This is a genomic window from Mesotoga sp. HF07.pep.5.2.highcov (assembly GCF_003666285.1).
GTDB classification, from domain to species: Bacteria; Thermotogota; Thermotogae; order Petrotogales; family Kosmotogaceae; genus Mesotoga; species Mesotoga prima.
The window spans coordinates 1-20,485 of the sequence record NZ_JFHJ01000604.1; the positions used below are offsets into that span (position 1 = coordinate 1).

A 20,485-nucleotide genomic window follows, 5' to 3' on the forward strand; every position below is an offset into this window, starting at 1 on the left:
GTGTCTGTCAGCTCCTTCACTGGAGAACCCATTGCAGTAACGATATCGATGAGCGAGATCCTTGATCTTGTTGGAGTTGACTTTGACGCTAACTGGGATTCGCTGAGAGTAGTTCAGGATGGGGAGGAGCTTCCTTATCAAATTGACGATACCGATCTTAATGGCAAACTGTCGTCCGGGGATGTTATGGCCTTTCTGATTACAGGACCGGCAGAAATCACGGTTACCGACGATTTCGATATTCTTCCACCGGAGTTCGATGCAGTGGGAAAGGTTGTGGAGGAAGAAGGACAGTGGCTTATCGAGATTGGAGAAATAACTGCAGTAGCGAATAGCAAGGGTCTAGTAAAGGTTACAGGCTTTGGAGATGTAGAGGGCACGATAGTAGACGAACTGGGAATTGTGAGAATGTCCGGCTACGTTGGATCTACATACTACGTAGATGGTGAATACGGGCGACATGAGGAAAAGACAAGTGGAGACTTCATAGTAAAGGAAGCTACAGTTCTTCCGGCAGGCCCCGTAGGAATAACAGTAGTCAGCACGCTTGAAGCCCAACCGTTCCTCGGAATAACCCAAAAGATAATCACAACATTATTCAGCAATGGGGATATCATTTCTCATAACACCTTCGAATTTGCGACATACGCCGAACTAATGAAACTGCAAATAATGGCAACAAGAGTATTGACTGACGCAGCCGAAGACACGGTCCATACACTCCCGGTATTCAGAAGACTTCTTTGGGCCGATCAGCTGAATATTACGCCGCTAGAATATTGGCTTGATAGAAATGCGATCATGTTTTCCGGAAACAAACCTTACATAGTTTTTCCGGCTGTCGATTCGATGAGACCTCTCTGGTGGGGTGCAACATACATTTTTGCCTCCCAGGAGAGCTGGAGAGCCAACTACTCGCAGTCGTTGAAGACTGGTGTAGCAGAGATAAATCCAGAGGTCCCAGTCGTGGTCGCCGACTATGAAGAGTGGATGGGTGGCCTTACCTGGGTATATGAGAGCAGAGAATTCAGAGACGGATACTTCGAATGGATGCCAGGTGAGATCGATATCTTCGAGAGTACGAAAGACTACGTATCATCGAATTGGGAAGACTATGTAAAGCACTTTGTGGCAGGAGATGTTGTCAGTTTCAAGAGGGTTTACTCGATATACAGTGCCGACTCGATAGAGGACTCAATAGAGTTCGTTGAAATGAAGAAGTCAGAGATTCAATCACTCAAAATCGGAGAATAACTGATCCTTAATGAAGGGTGAGAGGCTTCCTCTCACCCTTTTCTTTTGGAGGTGCTTATGAAGAGAGCGTTGATCATTCTAGTACTTCTTATTTCGTTGATGCTTTTAGGAATTGAAGTTCAGATTAATCTGGATCATCTTGAGTTTCTCAGAGATCATTTTGTCGTTGAGGGAGAAAGTGTAATCGGTTACTGGATCTATGCAGACAGGCTTCCTGACGGCAATTATAGGCATGCCGACGCTCAGGGCGAAGGAGTGACATGCGTCGACGATGTAGCAAGGGCTGCAGTTCTATATTTGAGGCTTTTTGAAATCTCTGGAATGGAACAACACTACGATCGCGCTAAAGAAGCTCTCGAATTTGTTCTTTCCATGCAGGACAGTGATGGAGATTTCTATAATTTTGTCTTCGAGGATGGTAGCATCAACAGAAACGGTCCCACATCAAGAAAAGGAGGCAACTGGTGGGCGGCGAGAGCTCTGTATGCTCTTGCGAAAGGGGCTCGGGTTTCTCAGAATCTCGATCCAGAGTTCTCGATGCGCTTGGCAGATGCGGCCCAACGTTGTTTTCGAAAAATCATCGGTTTTGAGCGTGACGGTCTTATCCAGGGATACACTGATCTTTCCTCAGTAGTTCTTCTTGGAGCGGCGGAGTTGTATTCCATGAGCAACGATGTGCTATTGGGAGGTTTCATAAAGAGATGCGCAGCCGCTCTGCAGAGCAAAGTCATTCAGAATGAGGACTCGATTTTCAATGGTCTTGTCGACGAATCATCGCCTTCAGAACCGAGATACTTCTGGCACGGGTGGGGTTCAAGACAGCTGGAAGCGTTGGCAGTGGCGGGAGAGATTCTGGGAGACGACAGCCTTCTTGAAATCTCGACAGAATCATTCAAGCAAAGCTCTTTGCTCCTTATAAACGCGGGCCTTTACTCAATTTCGAGCTATTTACAGCTCTTCCCGCAGATCGCCTATGCAGCTGAATCGGCAATTTCAGCGGGCTTCAGACTATATCACTTAACCGGCGATAGGGATATTGCGGCCATAACGGCTCTTCTTGGGAGTTGGTTCCTTGGGGTCAACAAATTGAATCAGTCAATGGTAGGAAAGAACGGGGAGGGATTTGACGGACTTGAGTTCTCACATGTGAACAAAAATGCGGGAGCGGAATCAACAATTTCCATGCTTCTTTCTCTGGAAAGAATCAAGAGACTTCCCGAAGAGTACGGAGATCTGTTCTCAGCAGCGATAGAGGTTCTCACCCCGGTAGTGGTTTTGGAAGCTGAATCTATGAGGGCGGGCCTTTCAGAATCGGAGATTATTCAGAGTACTGGAGTCTCAGGAAGTGCGGTGACCAAAATTTCCGGAGCATTTAGCTTACGTCAACCAGTCACCCTCGTAGAGGCTTCCTATTCAGTCTTTGCAGCTATAAATGAAGCAAGAACGAATGAAGTGGTTTTCACCTTGAGACTCGGAGAATCAAAATCGGAAAAGACGGTAAAAATCGAAGAGAAAACAGTGCAGAAGCTAGGAGTCCTCAAGGGAAATGGAAAAGAGACAACGCTTACGGTCGGAGGAAAACTGAGCGAAGGAAGCTTTGACATCGATCAGATCATTCTAGTGCCAGACATCGTTGCAGTTTATCTCGTTGAAGATGACGTATCGATTGTTTTCAATTTCAAAGGGTGCAGTGAATTTGACGAGGGAGTATCCGTAATCGATGGCAGGGTGTTTGAGAGAGAAAAGAGCGTTTTACAAGTACCGGTGCTTCCAGTAAGCCTTATTGAGATGAATGGTTTTGTCCATCTAGATCTGCTCAAGTATTTCGATAACAACGGAATTGCTACCTCTGACGAAAGGAAAACAGCAAACTTCGATAATCCTCAGGGACTATTCGGAGCTTCCTACATATCCTCAGAGCTTGAGAAAGCTATCGATTCCGGTTCTCTTGCTGTAGAAGACACCGAATTCATGGTTAATGTAGACGGAAACGACAACTTCAGGCTTACAGGACAGGCGCTGACATTTTCGGCAGAAATGTTCGACAAGATCTGCATTCTTGGTGCGGCGAATCACGGTGATTACACAGGCGAAGCTCTTCTAATTTATGAAGACGACTCTCAGCAAGTGATTCCATTGTCTTTTTCCGACTGGTGTGGAGGTCCCTCTACAGGGGAGAAGATCGCCTTCGAGTTTTCAGGTAGATATGATAATACAGGCAACACGGAGAGAATAAAATGCATGTTGTATTACCGTTGTGTCGATCTTCTTGAGAAGCCTTTGAAGGGAATAGTATTACCTCAAATGCCTAATGTTCATGTTTTCGCAATTTCTCTTTCTAGAGCTGAACCCGGTTCTCAGGAAGAGTAACTGCGGATTTTAGAACATAAATTTTGATGTGGAAGACCGATTGCATGATAAGAACATATGCCCTTTAGAAAACTAGATCCCAAAATGAATTCGGGATGACACTGAACGAGATCCCGAAAGAGAAGTCTCAAACAGGAGAGCTTTGGGGCAGACTCCACGGGATGACAGCGAATGGTTATTCGAAAATTCGCTGAGGGTTGAATATGTAGAGATCTTTCAAAGGCCACTGTAGGGATTACATCCTCAGTAGCACTGAAAGCCGTGAATGGGTCAACTGCTTTCGTTATCGAGACCCCAGACCCTATACTCTATACCCTGCTCCTAATTCCATGCTGAACTTCTTTCAGCATCTTGATCTTGGCTTTTGAAATTGACCAAGAACGAAGAACAGATCCTCGCTCTTGAACGAATAACAGGTTTCCCTCGGCGAACGGCGAACCAATTTCTTTGCTCTTTCCAACGCCCTGACAGCAACCTCCGCCCCCGACTTTTTTGGCAACTTGGAACTGATCCTTTATTCTTTCAGACCATCAGCACCATATGCCACCACGAAGCCAGGTGTCAAACCTTGACACTGTATCTGGCCAGTGATAGAATCTACTATACGGATGCGTAGCTCAGCGGAAGAGCGCTTCCTTCACACGGAAGAGGCCACAGGTTCAATCCCTGTCGCATCCACCAGAATAGATAAGGGAGTCAACTGGACTCCTTTTTCGTTTTCCTTCGTGTTCTCTTTGGTTTGTCTTGCTTCTTTGCGAACTTGATCTCATATGAGGTAGGAATAGGCCACGTAAAGCCCACCGAGACTTCTCTTTTCAGAGATTTGGCAAGATTCTTCTGGTTTTCTGGAGTAAGGATTCCCGACATGTTCTGATAAACCTGAACGGTTGCCGAGCTGATAGTTTCATCTTCAAAGCCTCTCGCGAGATCCTTCAGCAACCTCTGATAAACTGCTCTCGGGGACTCGATTCTCCCGGTTCCCTTGCAAATCGGGCAAGAAGAGTATAACTTGGATCCAATGGCTGCAGACGATCTCTTCCTTGTCATTTCTAGAAGTCCCAACCTCGTGAATCCCATGATCATTGTCCTGGCCTTATCTTTCTTGAATTCACCTGTTAGACTTGAAATGATCTTTTGACGATCTTCATCGCTTTTCATGTCAATGAAGTCGATTACAACGATTCCGCCTATGTTCCGGAGCTTGAGCTGTCTTGCTATTTCTGAAGCTGCCTCCAGGTTTGTATTTAGAGAGGTTTCGGAAACGTCGTTGCCGGAAACATTGCTTGCCGAATTGACGTCGATTACCGTCATGGCTTCAGTTCTGTCTATGTAGATGTTTCCTCCGCCGGGTAGAGAGACCATTCTCGTGTAAAGGATCTTCATCTTCTCGTACACTTCTTCGCTTGCGAAGGCGTCGCCCTCGACATATCTTACGACTGGTTTGAAGCCCGATTTGAACTTGCTGATTCCGGCCACTACGTCGTGCCAAAGCTCTTCCGAGTCAACCACTATTTCTTTCGTGTTTTCTGTAAGTCTCTCTCTAAGAATGTACTCGACAAAGGATGGTTCCTCGTATAGAATCTTTGGTTTTCTGCTTCTCCTGAACGTCTCGCAGATCTGATTCCAGTTGGTACGCAGACTCTCAAGCTCTTCTTTTATTGTCTCGTCGCCAACACCGAAAGCGGCTGTGCGGAATATCACACCTTCCTTGTTTTCTAAAGTGGACTTCGCAACTGCGGTAAGTCTTTGTCTTTCTTGCTGGTCCGTAATCTTCTTAGAGATTCCGATATGTTTTGAAAAGGGAGTGTACACCAGACTCCTTCCGGGGATGCTGACTTTCAGAGTTATCTGAGGTCCCTTCGAGCCGATAGGATCCTTGCTGACCTGTACGAGAACCTTGTTGTTCTTTTCAAGTTTTGGTTGTCCCGATGCATCCTTGAATCTTAGAAAAGCATTTCTTCCAATTCCAATATTTACAAAAGCCGCTTCCAGACTGGGAACAACATTCTCTACCTTACCCAGATAGATATTTCCAGTGACACTTTCGCTGTCCATATCTTCAAAGAATATCTCTTCGAGTTGATCACCGTCAAGCGAAGCAATTCTGACCTCGTCTTCGATTCGACTGAAGACTATAGTCTGTGTTCTGTTATTCTGTATTCTTGCCACCGCCCTTTCATTTCTATAGACAGAACTAGATTTCAGTTTTTATACAACCAGTATATCTCATCGGATAATAAAAAAGCGGGCCACCTTCAGGTGGCCTTTCGCTATTCAGTCATTTCAATTATTCCTATGGATCCATTCTTTCTGGTATAGAGAACATTCACTTCATCTGTGTCAATATTTCTGTAAACGAAAAAAGTGTGGCCTAACATCTCCATTTGAAGCACGGCCTCTTCCTCGGTCATAGGTTTAATAGTGAACTTCTTGCGTCTTGTTATCATTGTGGAGTGGTCTTCCTCAAACTTGGAGGGAATTGAATCGAGGTTTTCCTTAAAGCCGTTTTTGTGTTTGTAGCGAGTTCTCTCCTTGAATCTCTTAATCCTTCTCTCAAAGGCATCCGATGATGAATCAACGACCGTATAGAAGTCACTGCCCTTCTCCTCGACACGAACCATGACACCTGGCAGGTGGGCGGTCGCTTCGATCTTGTAAAAAGCTCTTTCCTTCGAGAGCCTGAGATCCATCGAGATTAGCTTCTCCTCGTTGACAACTTTCGACACTTTCGAGAACCTCTTGTCGATGTAGTCTTTCATGGAGTCTGTTACAGTTACGTCTTTAGAGTAGATGTTGTAATCCATGATAACCCTCCTCTCGCGTGATGTGACTCAAGTTGCGTTATTACATGTTATCACAATATCAAAGACCGTTACAGTGCATGGGGATCATGGTCCTTCTAGGGAACCTCTCTCATGGTTTCGATCTGGAACAGTTCTACTGAGCACAGATTATCCCAGCTGTTCTTGAAAAGAGAAGCGAGTTGAACTGGAAGTATTTTGAACCTGTCAAGTTCATCAATTCTTACCCACTTCGCATCGACCAGAGTTGGGATTCCCGGATTATCTGGATCTGATCCCAGCTTCAACTTTCCTGAGACATAATCGCAGGAGAATATCACCTCCAGAAGGCTTTCTCTTTTGAATTCCTGAAGTGCAATGACAGAGCGTGGGGAAACCACTACTTCAGTCTCCTCCCTTATCTCTCTCTTGATTGCACTGAAAAGATCTTCGTCTGATTCGACAAAGCCGCCAGGGAAACACCAGAAGGGAGGTCTGTCGTGATGCTCATGACGAACAAGAAGGACAGATTCGTCTTTAACAATGAGAGCTCTCACTTTAATACGATGTGTATTCTTCATATGCACACCTCGACCATACCTCAACTTAAGTATATCACCTCTCCGCTCGTTGATTGATATAATGTGAGATGAGATAGGAGGTTATGGGATGCGCTATTCAAGAGTTAGAACGGTTACAACTGTTGGTTTGAAAGTTCTGGATGTTCTTGTTGAGCTGGATATTGACAGCAGGGCAGTCATCCAGGAAATGGATATTGTAGGTCTAGGAGACACCGTTATTAAGGAGAGCAAGAAGAGGGTGAAGAGTGCCGTCAAGAATTCTGGGATTGAGCTTCCAAATGGAAGGATAACTGTGAACCTCGCTCCTAGCGATGTGAAGAAGGAGGGTTCTTATCTTGATCTCCCGATAGCTGTAGGACTTCTCAAAGCCACTTCAAAGATTAACGCCGACCTATCAGACTTTGTCTTCTTTGGAGAGCTAGGTCTTGATGGAAGCTTGAGAAGAGTAAGGGGAGTATTGCCGATTTTGCTTTCACTTTCAAGAAGGGCAAAGGGTATGAAGATAGTGCTACCTGCTCCTAACAGACAGGAGGCTTCAATAGTAGACAATTTGACAATATTTACGGCCGATAATCTGAACGATCTGGTCGGTTTTCTAAACGGGTATATAGAGAAGTCTCCCATCGCTTATTCGCAGCCAGAACTTGGTAATGTTAGTGGGCCGGACATGTCTGAGATCAAAGGTCAGGAGTTTGCCAAAAGAGCTTCCGAAGTTGCTGCTGCAGGTGGTCACAACATCTCTCTTCGAGGTTCACCAGGATGCGGCAAGACAATGCTTGCACGCAGGATTCCGTCAATTCTTCCTCCTCTGACTATGGAAGAGGCTATTGAGACAACGATGATTTACAGTGTTGCGGGCCTCCTTGGAGAGAAAGGACTAATAAAGGAGAGGCCTTTTAGATCGCCGCATCATACTGCATCGACAACGTCCATTGTCGGAGGAGGCAATGACGCAAAGCCGGGCGAGATTAGTCTGGCTCATAATGGAGTATTGTTCATGGACGAGTTTCCGGAATTCAGAAGAGATGTTATCGAGGCTCTCAGACAGCCGCTAGAGGATGGAGTGATAACAGTGGCCAGGGCGAAGCTAACTGCGACATATCCAGCAAGGTTCATGATGGTTGCTGCTCAGAATCCCTGTCCCTGCGGGTGGTACGGAGATAAAACTAGAGAGTGTACATGCTCTTGGTATGACATACAGAGGTACAACAGAAAGATCTCGGGTCCAATGGAAGATAGAATAGACATCTTTGTGGATATGCCAAGACTAGATTTCGACAAGTATATGGAAAACTCGACGACAGAAAGCTCGGACGAAATTCGGAAGAGGGTCATTGCGGCAAGAAAGAGACAGTCGGAGAGATATGAGGGAATGAGCATATTTTCGAATAGTCAGCTCGGTCATGCCTTGCTGAAAGAATACGTCCCACTCGATACTGCATCGAGATCACTTCTTTCGGCGGCCATGGATAAGATGAAATTAACCGCAAGGGCCATTGATAGAGTTCTAAAAGTAGCACTTACAGTTGCCGATCTCGAAGAAAGCAAAGTCGAGGCCAGGCACATTGCAGAGGCTTTGCAGTATCGAAGAAAGACCTAGAGTTCATAGTTCAAGGTCTTCATAAGAGATCTTACCAGAAGAAAACTAAACGGAATGACGAACAATGAGTAAACAAGCACCGAAGAGATCTTACCAGAAGAACACTGAACGGAATCACGAACAATGAGTAGACAAGCACCGACGTGATTCTTCCAAAGTTTGGTAAATAGACCCATGTTGCAATACCTATTAAGAACAGATAACTGAGACCGAACCATCTGTATCTGGGAGAAAGCTCCGTGCAAATAATAATAACGATACCGGGCAGCATTTCTATCAAAGCGACCGTAGAAAAACCGTGGGAAAAAAGAGCGAATCCTACAAATATCAAGCCCACCGATCTTCCAATGATTGAAACCAACTGCCTTCTCTCAAGAGTGAATCCGGAGAAAAAGACGGCCTTTGCAACAAAAGGAATAAGGATGAAAGAGATCGCGGCGTCGATCGTAAGGGTGTAACTCATACCAATATAAAAGATGGCTAAAACGAAGCTTATTCCTAAAGCCATATTAGATGAAAGGCTGTCGATTGTCTTCTCCCTTTCGTCAAATCCGGGGATTAATCGGAGCATCCTCAGTGAAGGAAAGAGGTAGAGGCCCAGCAAGAGTAGAGAATACCAGCCTACCGCCGTCTTAATGAGAGAAACTGATAGGATAATTATGAAGACATCAAATATCAAGATACCCGTTTTAAGCAACAACCTAATCACCCTCTTCCAGTTCAAAGAGTTCTTCGACAGTACAGTGAAGAATATTTGCGAGCTTAAGAGCAAGTTTAACTGAAGGTTTGAATTTCCCTTTTTCGACCGCGATTATTGTCTGCCGGCTTACTCCGGCCATTCTTGCTATATTGTCCTGTGTCATTTCTCCATTCTTGAATCTAAATTCCTTCATTCTGTTCTTCATAGCCATCACCTGGGTCAAGTGTACATAATACTTTACATAATGTCAAGTATTATAAACATTTCATTTTTGTAGCTCAGCCTACTCAAGTAAAGATATAACGTTTGAAGAAAGGAGTAAAGAGTTTCTTTTGTCATAACGCATAAGTCACACTATAAGACTAAAAGACTAGATTGTTTTTGAGATGTTCCGGGAGGTGGATACATGAAATCGGGAATCTTAGAAAAGATTGATCTTGCTTTCAAGTCTGTGAATCCTCGTCTGTCGAAGGTCTTTCTGCCATGGACAGTGAGAAATCCAAGATACATTCGTGGTTCTGCCAAGCTCTTGGAAGCATTCAAAGAATCTGAATCGTTGAGAGACTCTCTCCTTAAGGAAGGATTAGTGGTTCCTCCAATAATGATACTGGGTATCACTAACAGGTGTAATCTCAAGTGCAAGGGATGCTTCGCAAGTGCTCTCGGCAACTCCGGAAGGGAAGGGCTACCTACGGTAAAGGGATTATAGACAGCGAAGATTGGGACAAAGTGATTGATCAGGGCAGAGGGCTCGGGATTTTTACTTTTCTTGTCGCGAGGGGCGAATTATTCGTGAATCCACACGGGTCACATTTTTTGAGTGGTTTGTTTCTTCGGTAATTCTGTCTTTCAGAAAATAGATAATCTCTAATGCGTAAAGAGGTTATGAATAGAGCTTTTGGTCGACATACTCTTTCTGATTGTGCTACGAAGGAGAACAGGACTGGAGATATTTATATCTAACTTCGTCACAGAAGAATTCTTCGAGTAATTCATCAGTCGATATTCTTTCGGCTACACCAGATAGGTGCTTGTCGTCCAAATTGTAGCTCTACTGATAAATCATGTCTAGCCATTCCAGTTTATCAGTTTCAGTCTCTAGAGAAGGAACTCAGTTGAAATACTCCTGATGGTTTATTGGTCCTTAAACGCTGGCTTCATTTACCATCTAAGCGCTTTCCACTGAAGAAAGCAACCTGTCTTTCAAGATGTGAGCATATTGCTTCTATGTCTTCTAGATCTACTCTGTTTTCATCTTCTCGCTCGGGATGAAAGGCAAAACGCGGATCCATGTGAACGATCACTCGATCACGACGATTCTTTAGTTTCTTAATTCGTTCTGCAAGGAGGGCTTCCTCTCTATCAAAATCGTCCATTATTCGATATAATTCGCGTCGAAAGTGTTTTGGGCAGCCTTGTCGGATATACTCTCGAAAAGTCTTCATGGTGAAGCCGCTGTTGCGTACCAGTTTGGACGCCCTTATTATAGAGGCATCGAAAAGTGAATCCCTTATCACGGGGTGGGTTGAAGTTTTGTAGAGCTCGATGTCGACCCTGAGAAGATCTGTCTCGTCTTTAAGAACCTTCAGTCTTACAAGGTAACCCTTTTGCTTTTCCGGTTTGACCATAGAAAGAACATCCATATTTCAATTATAGCTATTTGCGAAGAACAAAGCTAGGAGAAAAATAAAGAGCGGGAATCACCCGCTCTTCACTTACTTTTCAATAATAACCTTAAGGTGTCCACTTCGTGTATATCATAGGTTGCTGAACAGGGCCTGCCACAAAACGCTCTGTCAAAGTCCATGACGTAGTCGAAGGACTTCCACCCTTTATTGCCGTGTAACACTTGTACAACAATGCGGGCAGGGTGTCTATGGATTTGCTAGAGGCGTAGGATGTGACTTCTGACCAGCCTGTGCCGGTAAAGGAAGAGAGTTTCTGCAGGAAGTCACCCGACCACTCAACATACATGTCTGAAGGATTGTAATCCGCCGCGCCACCTGCGCTGTCCCAGTCGGGATAAGCCCCCTTGGTAGCGGTAGTTGTAGTTATTATTATTTCGACATTTGGAGGGATAACGCCGGCGGATTTCAGACCCTCAAGCCAGCTACCAGAATGGCAGGATTCGATGATTATGCAGAACTTCACGCCAGAGTGTTCGAGTATATAAGTTCTCAACTGATTTGCGAAGAAAGTCGTTCCCCCGAGATTCATGAGGTTCGTGTTTCCATGCGCAATAAAGTACAAAGTCATATAGTTTACCTTTTCAGTTGTCAGTAGCTCATCCATTGCGGCTAGAACGGCAATCCAGTTCGGAGCAGCTGCGCCCGAAACATACTTCACGTCACGCACTCTGTCAGTTCCCATTATTGTCTTGAAAGCGTTGGACATAAGATCCCGTACATCTCGAGCCTCCGCGTAAAGATTCTGTGTGGGAGTGAGTCCACTGGTAATTACGGCCCCCTTTATCCTGAAAAACACTTGTGTCCAGTCAACAACAGTTCCAGTGATTATTTCCCTGACATATTTCCACTTGTCCCAAATAACTGCTTTAGCATAGAGATTCCGATCGCTCAAAGGTGAAACAATGTTTCCGTTAATCGTTGGCCAGCCTTCGGTGTCTTCTTCGAAGATAATCTCGTTTGTCTTTGACACAACGACGAGTTTCCCAGGGTGATCGTAGAATGCACCGGGAGCTTCATCCAGATAGAAGAAATAACCTGATTCATTTATGCCTTGCAACTGATACTGGAGTTCCTGGCCTCCAGCCGACTCGGATCCGATGATATCGTCCTGATCGACTTCTCCCAGATATAGGCCGGTAAATGGGCCTTCCGGTTCTCCTTCCTCCTCTATGAACTGAATGAACTTTCTTGTGGCAGCTACAACAGGGTCTTTTGGAATACAGGAAGATATCATGAGCATTGCAACGAGAGCCGCAACAATAACTATTGATACTCTTTTCAGCCGCATAATATCACCTTCCCGTCATGCGGAGCTTTCCTGTTCATATTCGAGCTGTATGTCAATAAGTCATTGTGCACGCAGATTATAGTATTGAAAGAAAGATATTTAAGTTTATATTGACTCAACGATCGATTACGTTATAAATTCGATTGTTAGAGTTTTTAGCGTAAGATTCTGTGTTTAATGTGAGTATCGTAGTAATGGCACAACAAAAAGACAGAAGTAAATCGGCAGCGGTACTTTTAAGAGAAAGCAGATATTTCAAAATGAAAAAGAGGGTGTTTCCACCCTCTTATGATTATGCATTTTGATCAGTAATACTCAATCTCGCGAGTTTCTTCTTCTTCAACAGTTGCAGTCTCTTTCCAGGTTTCTTTTTCGAGATCAGCAGCGTTCATTACATAATAGCCTACTTTATGCATATAGTTTCCCATTGAATCATATTCATACTCGTATACAACGGCCTCTTTCTCTTCACCAAACGCGCTGTCGGATATTCTCAGAACAACATCGCCCATCTCGTTGTATTCAAGAATAGATTCAATAGGTTCCGGTTCGCTTCCGGGTTCTGCGAACATATACATGTACTCCAGTTCTCTAATGCTCTGATTCTTAGCGTTATATTCGAAGACTGTTTTTGTCATTACCATGCCCATCATTCCGAATGACTCTTCAATTAGATTTCCGTTGTCATCGTACTTCATCGAGATAGTCATTTCAATTTTCTGGCCTTCGCTCATTCCAGATATCTTCTGGGCGATCAGTCTTCCTGCCTCATCATATTCCATGATCAAATTAGAGTCGCCTTCGGAGTCTTCAACAACTATTCCAGCAATTCTTCCGTTTTCGACCTTTATTTCGTCGACGTTTTCCTCAACACCATTCTCTCTCCCCGATACAGAAAGAAGTTTCCCATTACTGTCGTAATTGAAGAGTATTGCACTCTGTTCATTACCGTCTTTGTCATATTCAATCTGCGAAACAAGACTGCCATTCTCGTTGAAGAAAAGAACACTGTATCCAGAGAGGACGAGCTCCTCGTCGACTCCCAGATCCATTTCGTTCTCCGGGTATAATATTTTTGCTGACTTAACGGGTCCCCTCAATCCGAAATCCTCGGTGCTCATAGGAATCATAAACTCCGATTGTCCAAGAGCAATCACAGAGAAAACGAGCAAAACCAAAAATAGAGAGATTCTTTTCACTGCTACACCTCCATGTGCAAAGTTACTATAATCATACAGGAGTTGGATAAAAACGGTATCATTTATCTCTCCTATAGGCGGTATTATGATGAAAGATTTCTATGTTGATAAGCCCTCTTTTGAGGAGTCAAGACGGATTATGGAGAAGATGTATCACTCGATTCCCGAATCGAGTAATGGTAGGTATTCGCTTTCAGAACTCAGGCCAATTGAGGAAGTCTACTTTGATTTTTTTAAGAGAGGCGATAAATTGCTTGTTTTGAGAGGCCAAGGAGAGATAATTGGGCATATCCACTTTGGGCCACAGAGGGACGAACGGTTTTCTTCCAATTTATCTGGACACATCTATGATCTATATGTCAAGAAAGGGTACAGAGGAGAAGGAGCAGGAAGGACTCTTCTTAGGTCTGCTTTGGAGGAAGTTAAGCCTATTTTTCAGACAATTACCGCCAATACCTATAGATTCGGAGCTGGATGGCATATGCTGAAAAGTGAGGGCTTCAATGAAAAGAGAATTACGTTCAGTACCGATAAACGACTTTCACACTCTAGGATAAATGCCTTCGAAATCTTCCGCGGTCTTCCTGATGATCTTGGAAAAGTCTTTGTCGAGATCTCTTCTTCTCCTACAATAGTAAAACGCCAGCTTCAAATGACGCCAAGTGAGCTGTTCTTCAATCTGAATGAAATCATGGACTCTGGAGGTAGAATTCTAATTTGCCGGCAAGATGAAGAAACGGCGGGAGTTCTAATCTATTCTGTCTTCGAAGATCTTATGACTTACAGTCTTCTCGGATTTATAGAATTTGTTTTTGTCAGCGAACGTTTTCGTCGAATGGGTATAGGAAGAAACCTACTTTCATTCCTAAGTGAGTATCTATTGATTAGGGGGGTTGAAGAATCCTTCTTTGAATGTGTATTTGAAAGTGATTATCACTTCTGGTCTAGAGCCATTGGTATGAAAGAATTTTCAGTTCTTCTCGAGAAGAAGGTGGAAAGTTAAGAAGAGAGAAGGATTTCTGAATGAACGTGATGGTCATCTGATCGAATTTGAGTCCTCATCACGATAATTCTGACCAATTTGAGGGATTGGAAGCTGATGCTATAATTAATAAGTCAATCAAACTAAAGGAGAATCTCCCTTGCATAACAAACGTCTTCCACTCTTGCTGACATCTCTGTTAGTGTTCTTTGTGATGTTCGGTTTTGGTTTGCTCTTGCAGCTGAAGCTAAGAGAGCTTGGGGCTTCACTTCTTATGGTCGGGCTTCTTACAACAGTGAGAGGCGCTGTAGAGACTTTTGGTTCTCCGGCCTGGGGAGCAATATCTGACGGACTTAAGAAACGAAAACTACTGATGATATTACTTGTACTCACGCCGGCCTTTCTCTACTTTGCCTATTCAGTAATTGAGACTCCCATAGTATTCATTCTCTTTTCTTCATTAATTGCTTTCTTTACCGCTGGATTCGAACCTATAGCAATGGCTCTGAGCACTGAGCATTCACGGGATTCGGTCAGGAATACTTCAAGAGAACTGTCGATATTGAATACTGCAAATTCAATCGGAATGCTAACTGGCAGAATTATGCTCTCGATTCTTCTAGTCTTTTTCACTGTGAGCCAGGCTATAAACTGGTATGCATTCGTTGCTCTGATTGCTGTCATACCTGTCCTTTTCTTGAAGGAAGAGAAACACCTCGTCTCTCGTAGAAAGGGCTTCTTGAACAGGTTGTTCCCCTTGAAAGAGGATTCTACGCCTCTCTGGGAAAATGGATTATGGGCTGTCTATGCTGGTACTTTCTTGAGACAACTTGGAACGGCTGGAGCCACTTCGATAATTGCAATATATATGACTGAAAGAATTGGTTTGTCAGGAGCGGCTACAGCAATCATTACTTCGATAAACCCCTTTATGCAGATCTTTTCTCATATATTCTTTGGAAGGGTGATATCTAAAACTGGACCAAGAAAGAGCACACTGATCGGCATAGGTCTAACAGTATTCACAATGGTTTTCTTTGCCGTGGCAAAGAACTGGGTCCTCATTGCGATTGGGTACTTCTGCCTTGGCATTGCCTTTGGAGCCTTCATAAACGGTGCCGGTACTATGGTATCTCTCTGTTCACCGCCGGGGAGAAGAGCCGAGTTTCTGGGACTTCTTAGGTCGGCCAGAGCCATTGGTTTTATGGTTGGGCCATTGCTGGCCGGAACTGTTGCGGAATATTCTTATTTCGGCATGTTCATTATGATGGCTTCACTCATTGCAACTGGAGGACTAATCGTAATTGCTTTTACGAAGGAACAATTCGTTACAGGCTGAGTTAAATCGGCGTATGATAATCTATTAGAATCTCAGGAATGATATGAGATCATTCAAAGTACTTGGGGCAGTTCGGGCAAGAAGAATAGTCAAAGCGGAGGTGAAGGAGTTTGCTGAGATACATCGTGAAAATCCTTGTGTCATCGGTAATAATCGCTCTTGTTTCTGAAGTCAGCAAGAAGTCTGGATACATTGGAGGACTTATAGCATCTTTACCTCTTACTTCCATGCTCGCGCTTTTCTGGCTCTACAACGATACAAAAAATTCAAGTAAAGTTGCAGAACTCTCAACCGGTATTCTAGTGTTTGTTCTTCCTTCTCTAATTTTCTTTGTCGCTATGCCATTGTTTCTCAGAAGAGGCATCAATTTCTACGTTGCACTTGCCTTGTCCAGTGGAGTCATGATGGCAGGCTATGCCTTCTTTTCGCTCATCCTTTCAAAGTTTGGAGTGAGATTATAATAGTTCTGACTTGAGTGAATTGCTTGACCTCTGTTCGAGAAGCGGTTTCTTGCTGAGTGTTTCACAAGAAAGTCCTCGTTATACTTATGGATTCCCAGGTCTATGAAACCTGCTCCTATAACTGTCCGAGCCCAGAATTTGAATTTGCTGATTCTCTTGAATATCTGCGCGACCAGCTTCGTGCTTATGGCAATTCCGATGGCAACAACGACAACAGGAAGGCCGGTTCCGATTCCTCAGATAGCAGGAATCAACAGCCTGGACTGTTCATTGATGGCGAGTGGTATTACGCTTCCAAAGAATAGTACAGCCAATACAGGGCAAAAGGTGAGGGCGAAGAGAGAACCGAGAATCAGGGCACCAAGCAGACCTTTGCTCTTGATCTTCTCTTGAGGCTCATTGCTAGATCTTTCACCTTGTTTCTGAAACTCAACGGAACTCAAGAAGGAACATGCTTACGATGATCATTATCGGACTTTCTTCGCGTTTGCCCCCATTACTGGGCATGTTTTGCAACGGATGGTGCCACGAAAATAGTAAAGAACTGAATAATCTTCCGGAAGATAGGGGTCCTACATTTCCACAAGAACAGACTCCCTGGTCGTCGAAGATTTATGTAGGAGAATTATTTCGTCATAAGTAAAATAAGCAATACTGATCGAGGCAAATAGTACCAAACAGATTCTAATGATTCTCTTCAGTTTAGCGTTTTGCCTCCACAAAAAGCAATTGCGCAATTTCGGATTTCTTTCGCCGGCTTTTCGTACCCAAGAACCTCCACTTGTTTCTTTCCCAAAGATTTTCTGAGCCGTTATTCTTGTCTCAATCCTTTCATCAAAGCGCGTTAGTATCAGGCTCAATTAGCGTCTCTTATGGAACCCGCAAAAGATCAAACCAGAGAGCTTCAGATCTTGAAGTCAATTGTGTTCTTTGATTTCGACTGCCCCATTTCGTATCCTTTGCCAAGCACAAGAACTAGACCAAGTTCTGCAGGCAGGCCGACCTCAGTAATTTTCTCAACTGTAGATTTGACGTCATACTCAACTCTTCGAAATTCATATGAAATACTCTGCTGGACAACATCAATAATCAAATAGCAGGCCTTGGGATTTCCGTCCTTAGGCCTGCCGACGCTGCCGTCGTTGAAGACGAGTTTTCCCATCGCCCAGCGAACCATGGAAGATGCGTATGACCGTTGACGACAACATCGGCTTTGACCCTCTCCAGCACTTTCTGTAGCCTTTCGCTTGAAGTATCTGGCCTTATGTACTCAAGTAAATGATCTACAGGGCTTCCATGAACAAGAAGAAATTTCACACCCTCTTCTTCGAATTCCAATGTGTGAGGAAGTGAACGTAGGAACTCCTTAGCTGCAGCTGAAGTATTTGTTATGCTCCAGTTTAAGGACTCGTCTCCAACTTCCGTTTCTCTGCCGGGATTATATGCGCAGCCGCAGCTTTTCTTTTCATAACCTATCGCATCATCATAATTTCCCATTATCGTAGGGATTTTAAGGTCGCGAATTCTTTGAACAACCTCTTGTGGCTGAGGGCCATACCCTACTAGATCTCCAAGACAGTAAATTCTTTCAATGTTTTGACTCTCAATATCTTTCAGCACTGCCTCAAGAGCCTCAAGATTTCCGTGTATATCCGAAAAGAATACGATTCTCATTTTTCTTGACCTCCAGTAGTGATCTCCAGACTAGATAGATATTACTCGATAAATATTGTCTCAGTATTCTTTCATTGTTGCACAACAATGCAACATGGATTATTCTATTAGTATATCCCGTTTGGAGGTGTCTGATGAACAAAAGGACAGTCATGCTTTTCAAGGCACTGGGTTGTAGCTGGCGATTAAAAATTCTTGAACAACTTTCAAAGGGTACCCTATGTATTTGCGAGCTGGATGATCTTTTTGCGATAGATAAAACAACTCTCTCAAGGCACGTTAAGGCATTGGTAGATGCGGGCCTCGTCAAAGAGAACAGGAATGGTGCGAGAAAGGAGCTCAGCATAGCAGATAGAAGAGTCCTGGAGATTGTCGAGCTTGCCAAGTCAATCACTGATGTGTCATCACAAGAATCGGAGTAGATGACTGTGTACAGCACTGTAATCTATTTCATAACTGGATCGCTTCTAGTTATCTCTCTCATTGTAAGTCGAAAAAAGACACTTATGGCGCTCGAGAAAGCGTGGAGATCATTTGAGGGAATTCTGCCTGAACTGATCGCTATTCTGCTTTTCGTTGGATTGCTTATCGCGCTGTTGAATCCCGAGACAATTTCGCAGCTGCTAGGAGAAAGTTCGGGAGTTTGGGGGTTGCTTATAGCTTCAGCTGTTGGATCAATCACTTTGATTCCCGGTTTTGTCGCTTTTCCCACGGCGGTCATGTTGCTCGATAATGGAGCCGGGATAACTCAGATAGCTCTTTTCATTTCCACTCTGATGATGGTTGGAGTTGTTACTTTTCCGGTTGAGAAGAAATATTTTGGAAGTAGACTGACGATTATGAGAAACGTGATGGCATTTGGATTCTCGTTTATAGTTGCCGGTCTTATGGGAGTGATTCTGGGATGAAGGCGAAAAGGTATGTCTTTCCGCTAGTAATGGCAGGGTTCGTTTCTGCAGTATTTGCCGCAAACAATCAAGTCGGGCGAAACGCACTGAGCATTACTGGAACGAGTTTTTTGGAAATGTTATCAGTTATTCCTCCGATATTTATTCTCTTGGGCCTTCTCGATGTCTGGATTCCGAGAGAGAAGATTACCAAACATCTGGGAGAGGAATCAGGTATCAAGGGAATATCACTATCCTTTCTTCTTGGAGCGGCTGCGGCGGGACCTTTATATGGCGCCTTTCCAATAGCAGCGGTCTTCATGAAGAAAGGAGTGAAGTTTTCGAACGTACTGATCTTCGTTGGAGCTTGGTCAACAACTAAGATTCCGATGTTCATGTTCGAAATGGGATCACTGGGTGCAGGGTTTGCTCTGCTCAGATTGGCAATAAACATTCCGGGAATACTACTTATGGCGATAATACTAGAAAGAATAACCGGTAAGGAAAGTATTGATGCGATATGTGCACAGGCTGCGAGCATTAGTGAATAGGAGACATAATTGAGATGGAGAAAGATTTGAAGAAAGAAGTTACGAAGTTCGTATTGTTGGCAGCTGGTTTTCTTGTTTTCTATTTTCTTCCTTTTGGAAGTCAATATGTACAGGATGCAATAATCAGCGGATTTACAATGCTTGGTTCATATGCAAGAGAACACGTACTTCTCTGTCTTGTGCCTGCCTTTTTCATTGCAGGCACTATCACTGTATTTATACGGAAGGATTCAATATTGAAACTACTGGGTCCCGACGCCCGAAAGATCATTTCATATCCAATCGCTGCCATTTCTGGTGGAATTCTGGCAGTTTGTTCTTGTACAATTCTTCCTCTTTTCGGAGGTATATACAAACGGGGCGCCGGCCTTGGACCGGCAGTTGCCTTCCTCTTTAGCGGTCCGGCGATAAACGTTGCTGCAATCTTCTTGACTGGAAGTGCTATTGGATGGGAGATGGCACTTGTGAGAATTCTTGGAGCCTCGACCTCGGCAATTTTTGTTGGTTTAACGATGCAGAGCATCTTTAGAGAAAAGGGATCAGGAGGTTTTGCGACCCAGGAATCGGATGATCATGTTTCCTGGCCTGAGGCGATTGGTTTTCTGGGTCTCCAGATGACCTTCTTAATTGTTGGCGGCCTGGCTATCGATCCGATAGTTAAGGCATCAATACTGATTATCTCCGCTATTGTGGTTTTTGTTATGGCTATACGTTTCAAGGGAGAACTGAGAAATCAATGGATAGGTGAGACTTGGGATTTTGCGAAGAAGATTCTTCCTTACCTTTTCTTCGGAGTCTTTGCCGCTGGAATAATATCCAGCGCGCTTCCCCAGAGCGTTGTCGAGTCACTTCTTGGGGGCAACAGATTTGTCTCAACTCTCTTTGCATCAGTCTTTGGAGCTTTCATGTATTTCGCGACTCTGACTGAAGTTCCTATCGTCCAGTCGCTAATGTTTCTAGGAATGGGAAAAGGTCCCGCCCTGGCGCTCTTTATGGCGGGTAATTCACTTAGTTTGCCTAGCATGATAGTTATAACTAAACTTCTGGGAAAGAAGAGAGCATTCACTTACTTTGGACTGGTAGTGTTATTCTCCACGCTGTGGGGATTCATATATGGAAGTCTATTTTAGG

General features: G+C 44.0%; 20 protein-coding genes, 1 tRNA gene and 1 pseudogene. 13 read left to right on the forward strand and 9 right to left on the reverse strand.

What is annotated here, in order from left to right; translation table 11 throughout:
* The 3 genes from BG32_RS12705 to BG32_RS12715 all read left to right on the forward strand — a co-directional run.
* Positions 1 to 1,254: hypothetical protein (locus BG32_RS12705; RefSeq protein ID WP_121526944.1), on the forward strand; the 1,254-nt coding region annotated here is incomplete at its 5' end.
* 57 nt (positions 1,255 to 1,311) lie between these two features.
* Positions 1,312 to 3,624, forward strand: coding sequence for a hypothetical protein (locus BG32_RS12710; RefSeq protein ID WP_121526945.1), 2,313 nt, complete (start codon positions 1,312 to 1,314; stop codon positions 3,622 to 3,624).
* Between the two features lie 606 nt (positions 3,625 to 4,230).
* A tRNA-Val gene (locus BG32_RS12715) sits at positions 4,231 to 4,305 on the forward strand.
* Between the two features lie 15 nt (positions 4,306 to 4,320).
* Here the strand turns inward: BG32_RS12715 and BG32_RS12720 are convergent.
* From BG32_RS12720 to BG32_RS12730, 3 genes are all read right to left on the reverse strand, one after another.
* A complete protein-coding gene (locus BG32_RS12720) occupies positions 4,321 to 5,793 on the reverse strand; it encodes an Rne/Rng family ribonuclease (protein ID WP_014731361.1) in 1,473 nt (490 codons plus the stop codon).
* Between the two features lie 101 nt (positions 5,794 to 5,894).
* Entirely contained in the window at positions 5,895 to 6,428 is a 534-nt protein-coding gene (gene hpf / locus BG32_RS12725; protein ID WP_014731362.1) for a ribosome hibernation-promoting factor, HPF/YfiA family, read from the reverse strand.
* Positions 6,429 to 6,523: 95 nt separating this feature from the next.
* Entirely contained in the window at positions 6,524 to 6,985 is a 462-nt protein-coding gene (locus tag BG32_RS12730) for an NUDIX domain-containing protein (protein WP_014731363.1), read from the reverse strand.
* 88 nt (positions 6,986 to 7,073) lie between these two features.
* On the opposite strand from BG32_RS12730, the gene BG32_RS12735 reads away from it, so the two are divergent.
* Positions 7,074 to 8,585 carry a YifB family Mg chelatase-like AAA ATPase gene (locus tag BG32_RS12735; RefSeq protein ID WP_014731364.1) on the forward strand — a complete coding sequence of 504 codons (1,512 nt, stop codon included), beginning with the start codon at positions 7,074 to 7,076 and terminating at the stop codon, positions 8,583 to 8,585.
* 31 nt (positions 8,586 to 8,616) lie between these two features.
* On the opposite strand, the gene BG32_RS12740 is transcribed toward BG32_RS12735, so the two are convergent.
* Positions 8,617 to 9,282 carry a hypothetical protein gene (locus BG32_RS12740; protein ID WP_143752439.1) on the reverse strand — a complete coding sequence of 222 codons (666 nt, stop codon included), beginning with the start codon at positions 9,280 to 9,282 and terminating at the stop codon, positions 8,617 to 8,619.
* Between the two features lie 4 nt (positions 9,283 to 9,286).
* Positions 9,287 to 9,490: a helix-turn-helix transcriptional regulator gene (locus BG32_RS12745; RefSeq protein WP_014731366.1), complete on the reverse strand. Its 204-nt coding sequence runs from the start codon at positions 9,488 to 9,490 to the stop codon at positions 9,287 to 9,289.
* Between the two features lie 201 nt (positions 9,491 to 9,691).
* Between BG32_RS12745 and BG32_RS12750 the strand changes: the two genes are divergently transcribed.
* Positions 9,692 to 9,994, forward strand: a complete 303-nt coding sequence (locus BG32_RS12750; RefSeq protein ID WP_014731367.1) for a hypothetical protein — start codon at positions 9,692 to 9,694, stop codon at positions 9,992 to 9,994.
* Positions 9,995 to 10,442: 448 nt separating this feature from the next.
* Here BG32_RS12750 and BG32_RS12755 read toward each other — a convergent pair whose 3' ends face one another.
* The 3 genes from BG32_RS12755 to BG32_RS12765 all read right to left on the reverse strand — a co-directional run bounded on the left by BG32_RS12755 (position 10,443) and on the right by BG32_RS12765 (position 13,460).
* The gene (locus BG32_RS12755; protein WP_014731368.1) at positions 10,443 to 10,913 is read right to left on the reverse strand and encodes a hypothetical protein; all 471 of its coding nucleotides are present in this window, start codon (positions 10,911 to 10,913) and stop codon (positions 10,443 to 10,445) included.
* 106 nt (positions 10,914 to 11,019) lie between these two features.
* A complete protein-coding gene (locus BG32_RS12760) occupies positions 11,020 to 12,261 on the reverse strand; it encodes a hypothetical protein (RefSeq protein ID WP_014731369.1) in 1,242 nt (413 codons plus the stop codon).
* 305 nt (positions 12,262 to 12,566) lie between these two features.
* Complete coding sequence (locus BG32_RS12765) at positions 12,567 to 13,460, reverse strand: RHS repeat domain-containing protein (protein ID WP_014731370.1); 894 nt, start codon at positions 13,458 to 13,460, stop codon at positions 12,567 to 12,569.
* Between the two features lie 85 nt (positions 13,461 to 13,545).
* Between BG32_RS12765 and BG32_RS12770 the strand changes: the two genes are divergently transcribed.
* From BG32_RS12770 to BG32_RS12785, 4 genes are all read left to right on the forward strand, one after another.
* Positions 13,546 to 14,463: a GNAT family N-acetyltransferase gene (locus BG32_RS12770; protein ID WP_259459737.1), complete on the forward strand. Its 918-nt coding sequence runs from the start codon at positions 13,546 to 13,548 to the stop codon at positions 14,461 to 14,463.
* Between the two features lie 139 nt (positions 14,464 to 14,602).
* The gene (locus tag BG32_RS12775) at positions 14,603 to 15,781 is read left to right on the forward strand and encodes an MFS transporter (protein ID WP_014731372.1); all 1,179 of its coding nucleotides are present in this window, start codon (positions 14,603 to 14,605) and stop codon (positions 15,779 to 15,781) included.
* A 110-nt stretch (positions 15,782 to 15,891) separates the two neighbouring features.
* A complete protein-coding gene (locus BG32_RS12780; RefSeq protein ID WP_014731373.1) occupies positions 15,892 to 16,242 on the forward strand; it encodes a DUF3147 family protein in 351 nt (116 codons plus the stop codon).
* Positions 16,243 to 16,380: 138 nt separating this feature from the next.
* Positions 16,381 to 16,635, forward strand: a complete 255-nt coding sequence (locus BG32_RS12785; RefSeq protein WP_041928196.1) for a hypothetical protein — start codon at positions 16,381 to 16,383, stop codon at positions 16,633 to 16,635.
* A gap of 511 nt (positions 16,636 to 17,146) precedes the next feature.
* Here the strand turns inward: BG32_RS12785 and BG32_RS12795 are convergent.
* A pseudogene (locus tag BG32_RS12795) lies at positions 17,147 to 17,916 on the reverse strand (metallophosphoesterase family protein).
* A gap of 134 nt (positions 17,917 to 18,050) precedes the next feature.
* Between BG32_RS12795 and BG32_RS12800 the strand changes: the two are divergent.
* Genes BG32_RS12800 through BG32_RS12815 form a run of 4 tightly spaced genes read left to right on the forward strand, consistent with a single transcriptional unit; the run spans position 18,051 to position 20,484 of the window.
* Positions 18,051 to 18,338 (forward strand): helix-turn-helix transcriptional regulator, encoded by a 288-nt coding sequence (locus tag BG32_RS12800; protein ID WP_014731375.1) that lies wholly within the window; start codon positions 18,051 to 18,053, stop codon positions 18,336 to 18,338.
* Positions 18,339 to 18,824: a permease gene (locus tag BG32_RS12805; protein WP_081484626.1), complete on the forward strand. Its 486-nt coding sequence runs from the start codon at positions 18,339 to 18,341 to the stop codon at positions 18,822 to 18,824.
* On the forward strand, positions 18,821 to 19,354 hold the full coding sequence (locus BG32_RS12810; RefSeq protein ID WP_014731377.1) for a permease: 534 nt from the start codon (positions 18,821 to 18,823) through the stop codon (positions 19,352 to 19,354). The genes BG32_RS12805 and BG32_RS12810 overlap by 4 nt, the downstream gene beginning before the upstream one ends.
* Positions 19,355 to 19,368: 14 nt before the next feature.
* A complete protein-coding gene (locus BG32_RS12815; RefSeq protein WP_014731378.1) occupies positions 19,369 to 20,484 on the forward strand; it encodes a permease in 1,116 nt (371 codons plus the stop codon).
* Position 20,485: the final 1 nt, after the last annotated feature.

What these genes read in the sequence shown, in the direction of transcription:
- BG32_RS12710 (WP_121526945.1), top strand. Translation starts at nt 1,312, where the DNA reads ATGAAGAGAGCGTTGATCATTCTAGTACTTCTTATTTCGTTGATGCTT.
- hpf (WP_014731362.1), bottom strand. Translation starts at nt 6,428, where the DNA reads ATGGATTACAACATCTACTCTAAAGACGTAACTGTAACAGACTCCATG.
- BG32_RS12730 (WP_014731363.1), bottom strand. Translation starts at nt 6,985, where the DNA reads ATGAAGAATACACATCGTATTAAAGTGAGAGCTCTCATTGTTAAAGAC.
- BG32_RS12735 (WP_014731364.1), top strand. Translation starts at nt 7,074, where the DNA reads ATGCGCTATTCAAGAGTTAGAACGGTTACAACTGTTGGTTTGAAAGTT.
- BG32_RS12745 (WP_014731366.1), bottom strand. Translation starts at nt 9,490, where the DNA reads ATGAAGAACAGAATGAAGGAATTTAGATTCAAGAATGGAGAAATGACA.
- BG32_RS12750 (WP_014731367.1), top strand. Translation starts at nt 9,692, where the DNA reads ATGAAATCGGGAATCTTAGAAAAGATTGATCTTGCTTTCAAGTCTGTG.
- BG32_RS12755 (WP_014731368.1), bottom strand. Translation starts at nt 10,913, where the DNA reads ATGGTCAAACCGGAAAAGCAAAAGGGTTACCTTGTAAGACTGAAGGTT.
- BG32_RS12760 (WP_014731369.1), bottom strand. Translation starts at nt 12,261, where the DNA reads ATGCGGCTGAAAAGAGTATCAATAGTTATTGTTGCGGCTCTCGTTGCA.
- BG32_RS12770 (WP_259459737.1), top strand. Translation starts at nt 13,546, where the DNA reads ATGATGAAAGATTTCTATGTTGATAAGCCCTCTTTTGAGGAGTCAAGA.
- BG32_RS12800 (WP_014731375.1), top strand. Translation starts at nt 18,051, where the DNA reads ATGAACAAAAGGACAGTCATGCTTTTCAAGGCACTGGGTTGTAGCTGG.
- BG32_RS12805 (WP_081484626.1), top strand. Translation starts at nt 18,339, where the DNA reads ATGACTGTGTACAGCACTGTAATCTATTTCATAACTGGATCGCTTCTA.
- BG32_RS12810 (WP_014731377.1), top strand. Translation starts at nt 18,821, where the DNA reads ATGAAGGCGAAAAGGTATGTCTTTCCGCTAGTAATGGCAGGGTTCGTT.
- BG32_RS12815 (WP_014731378.1), top strand. Translation starts at nt 19,369, where the DNA reads ATGGAGAAAGATTTGAAGAAAGAAGTTACGAAGTTCGTATTGTTGGCA.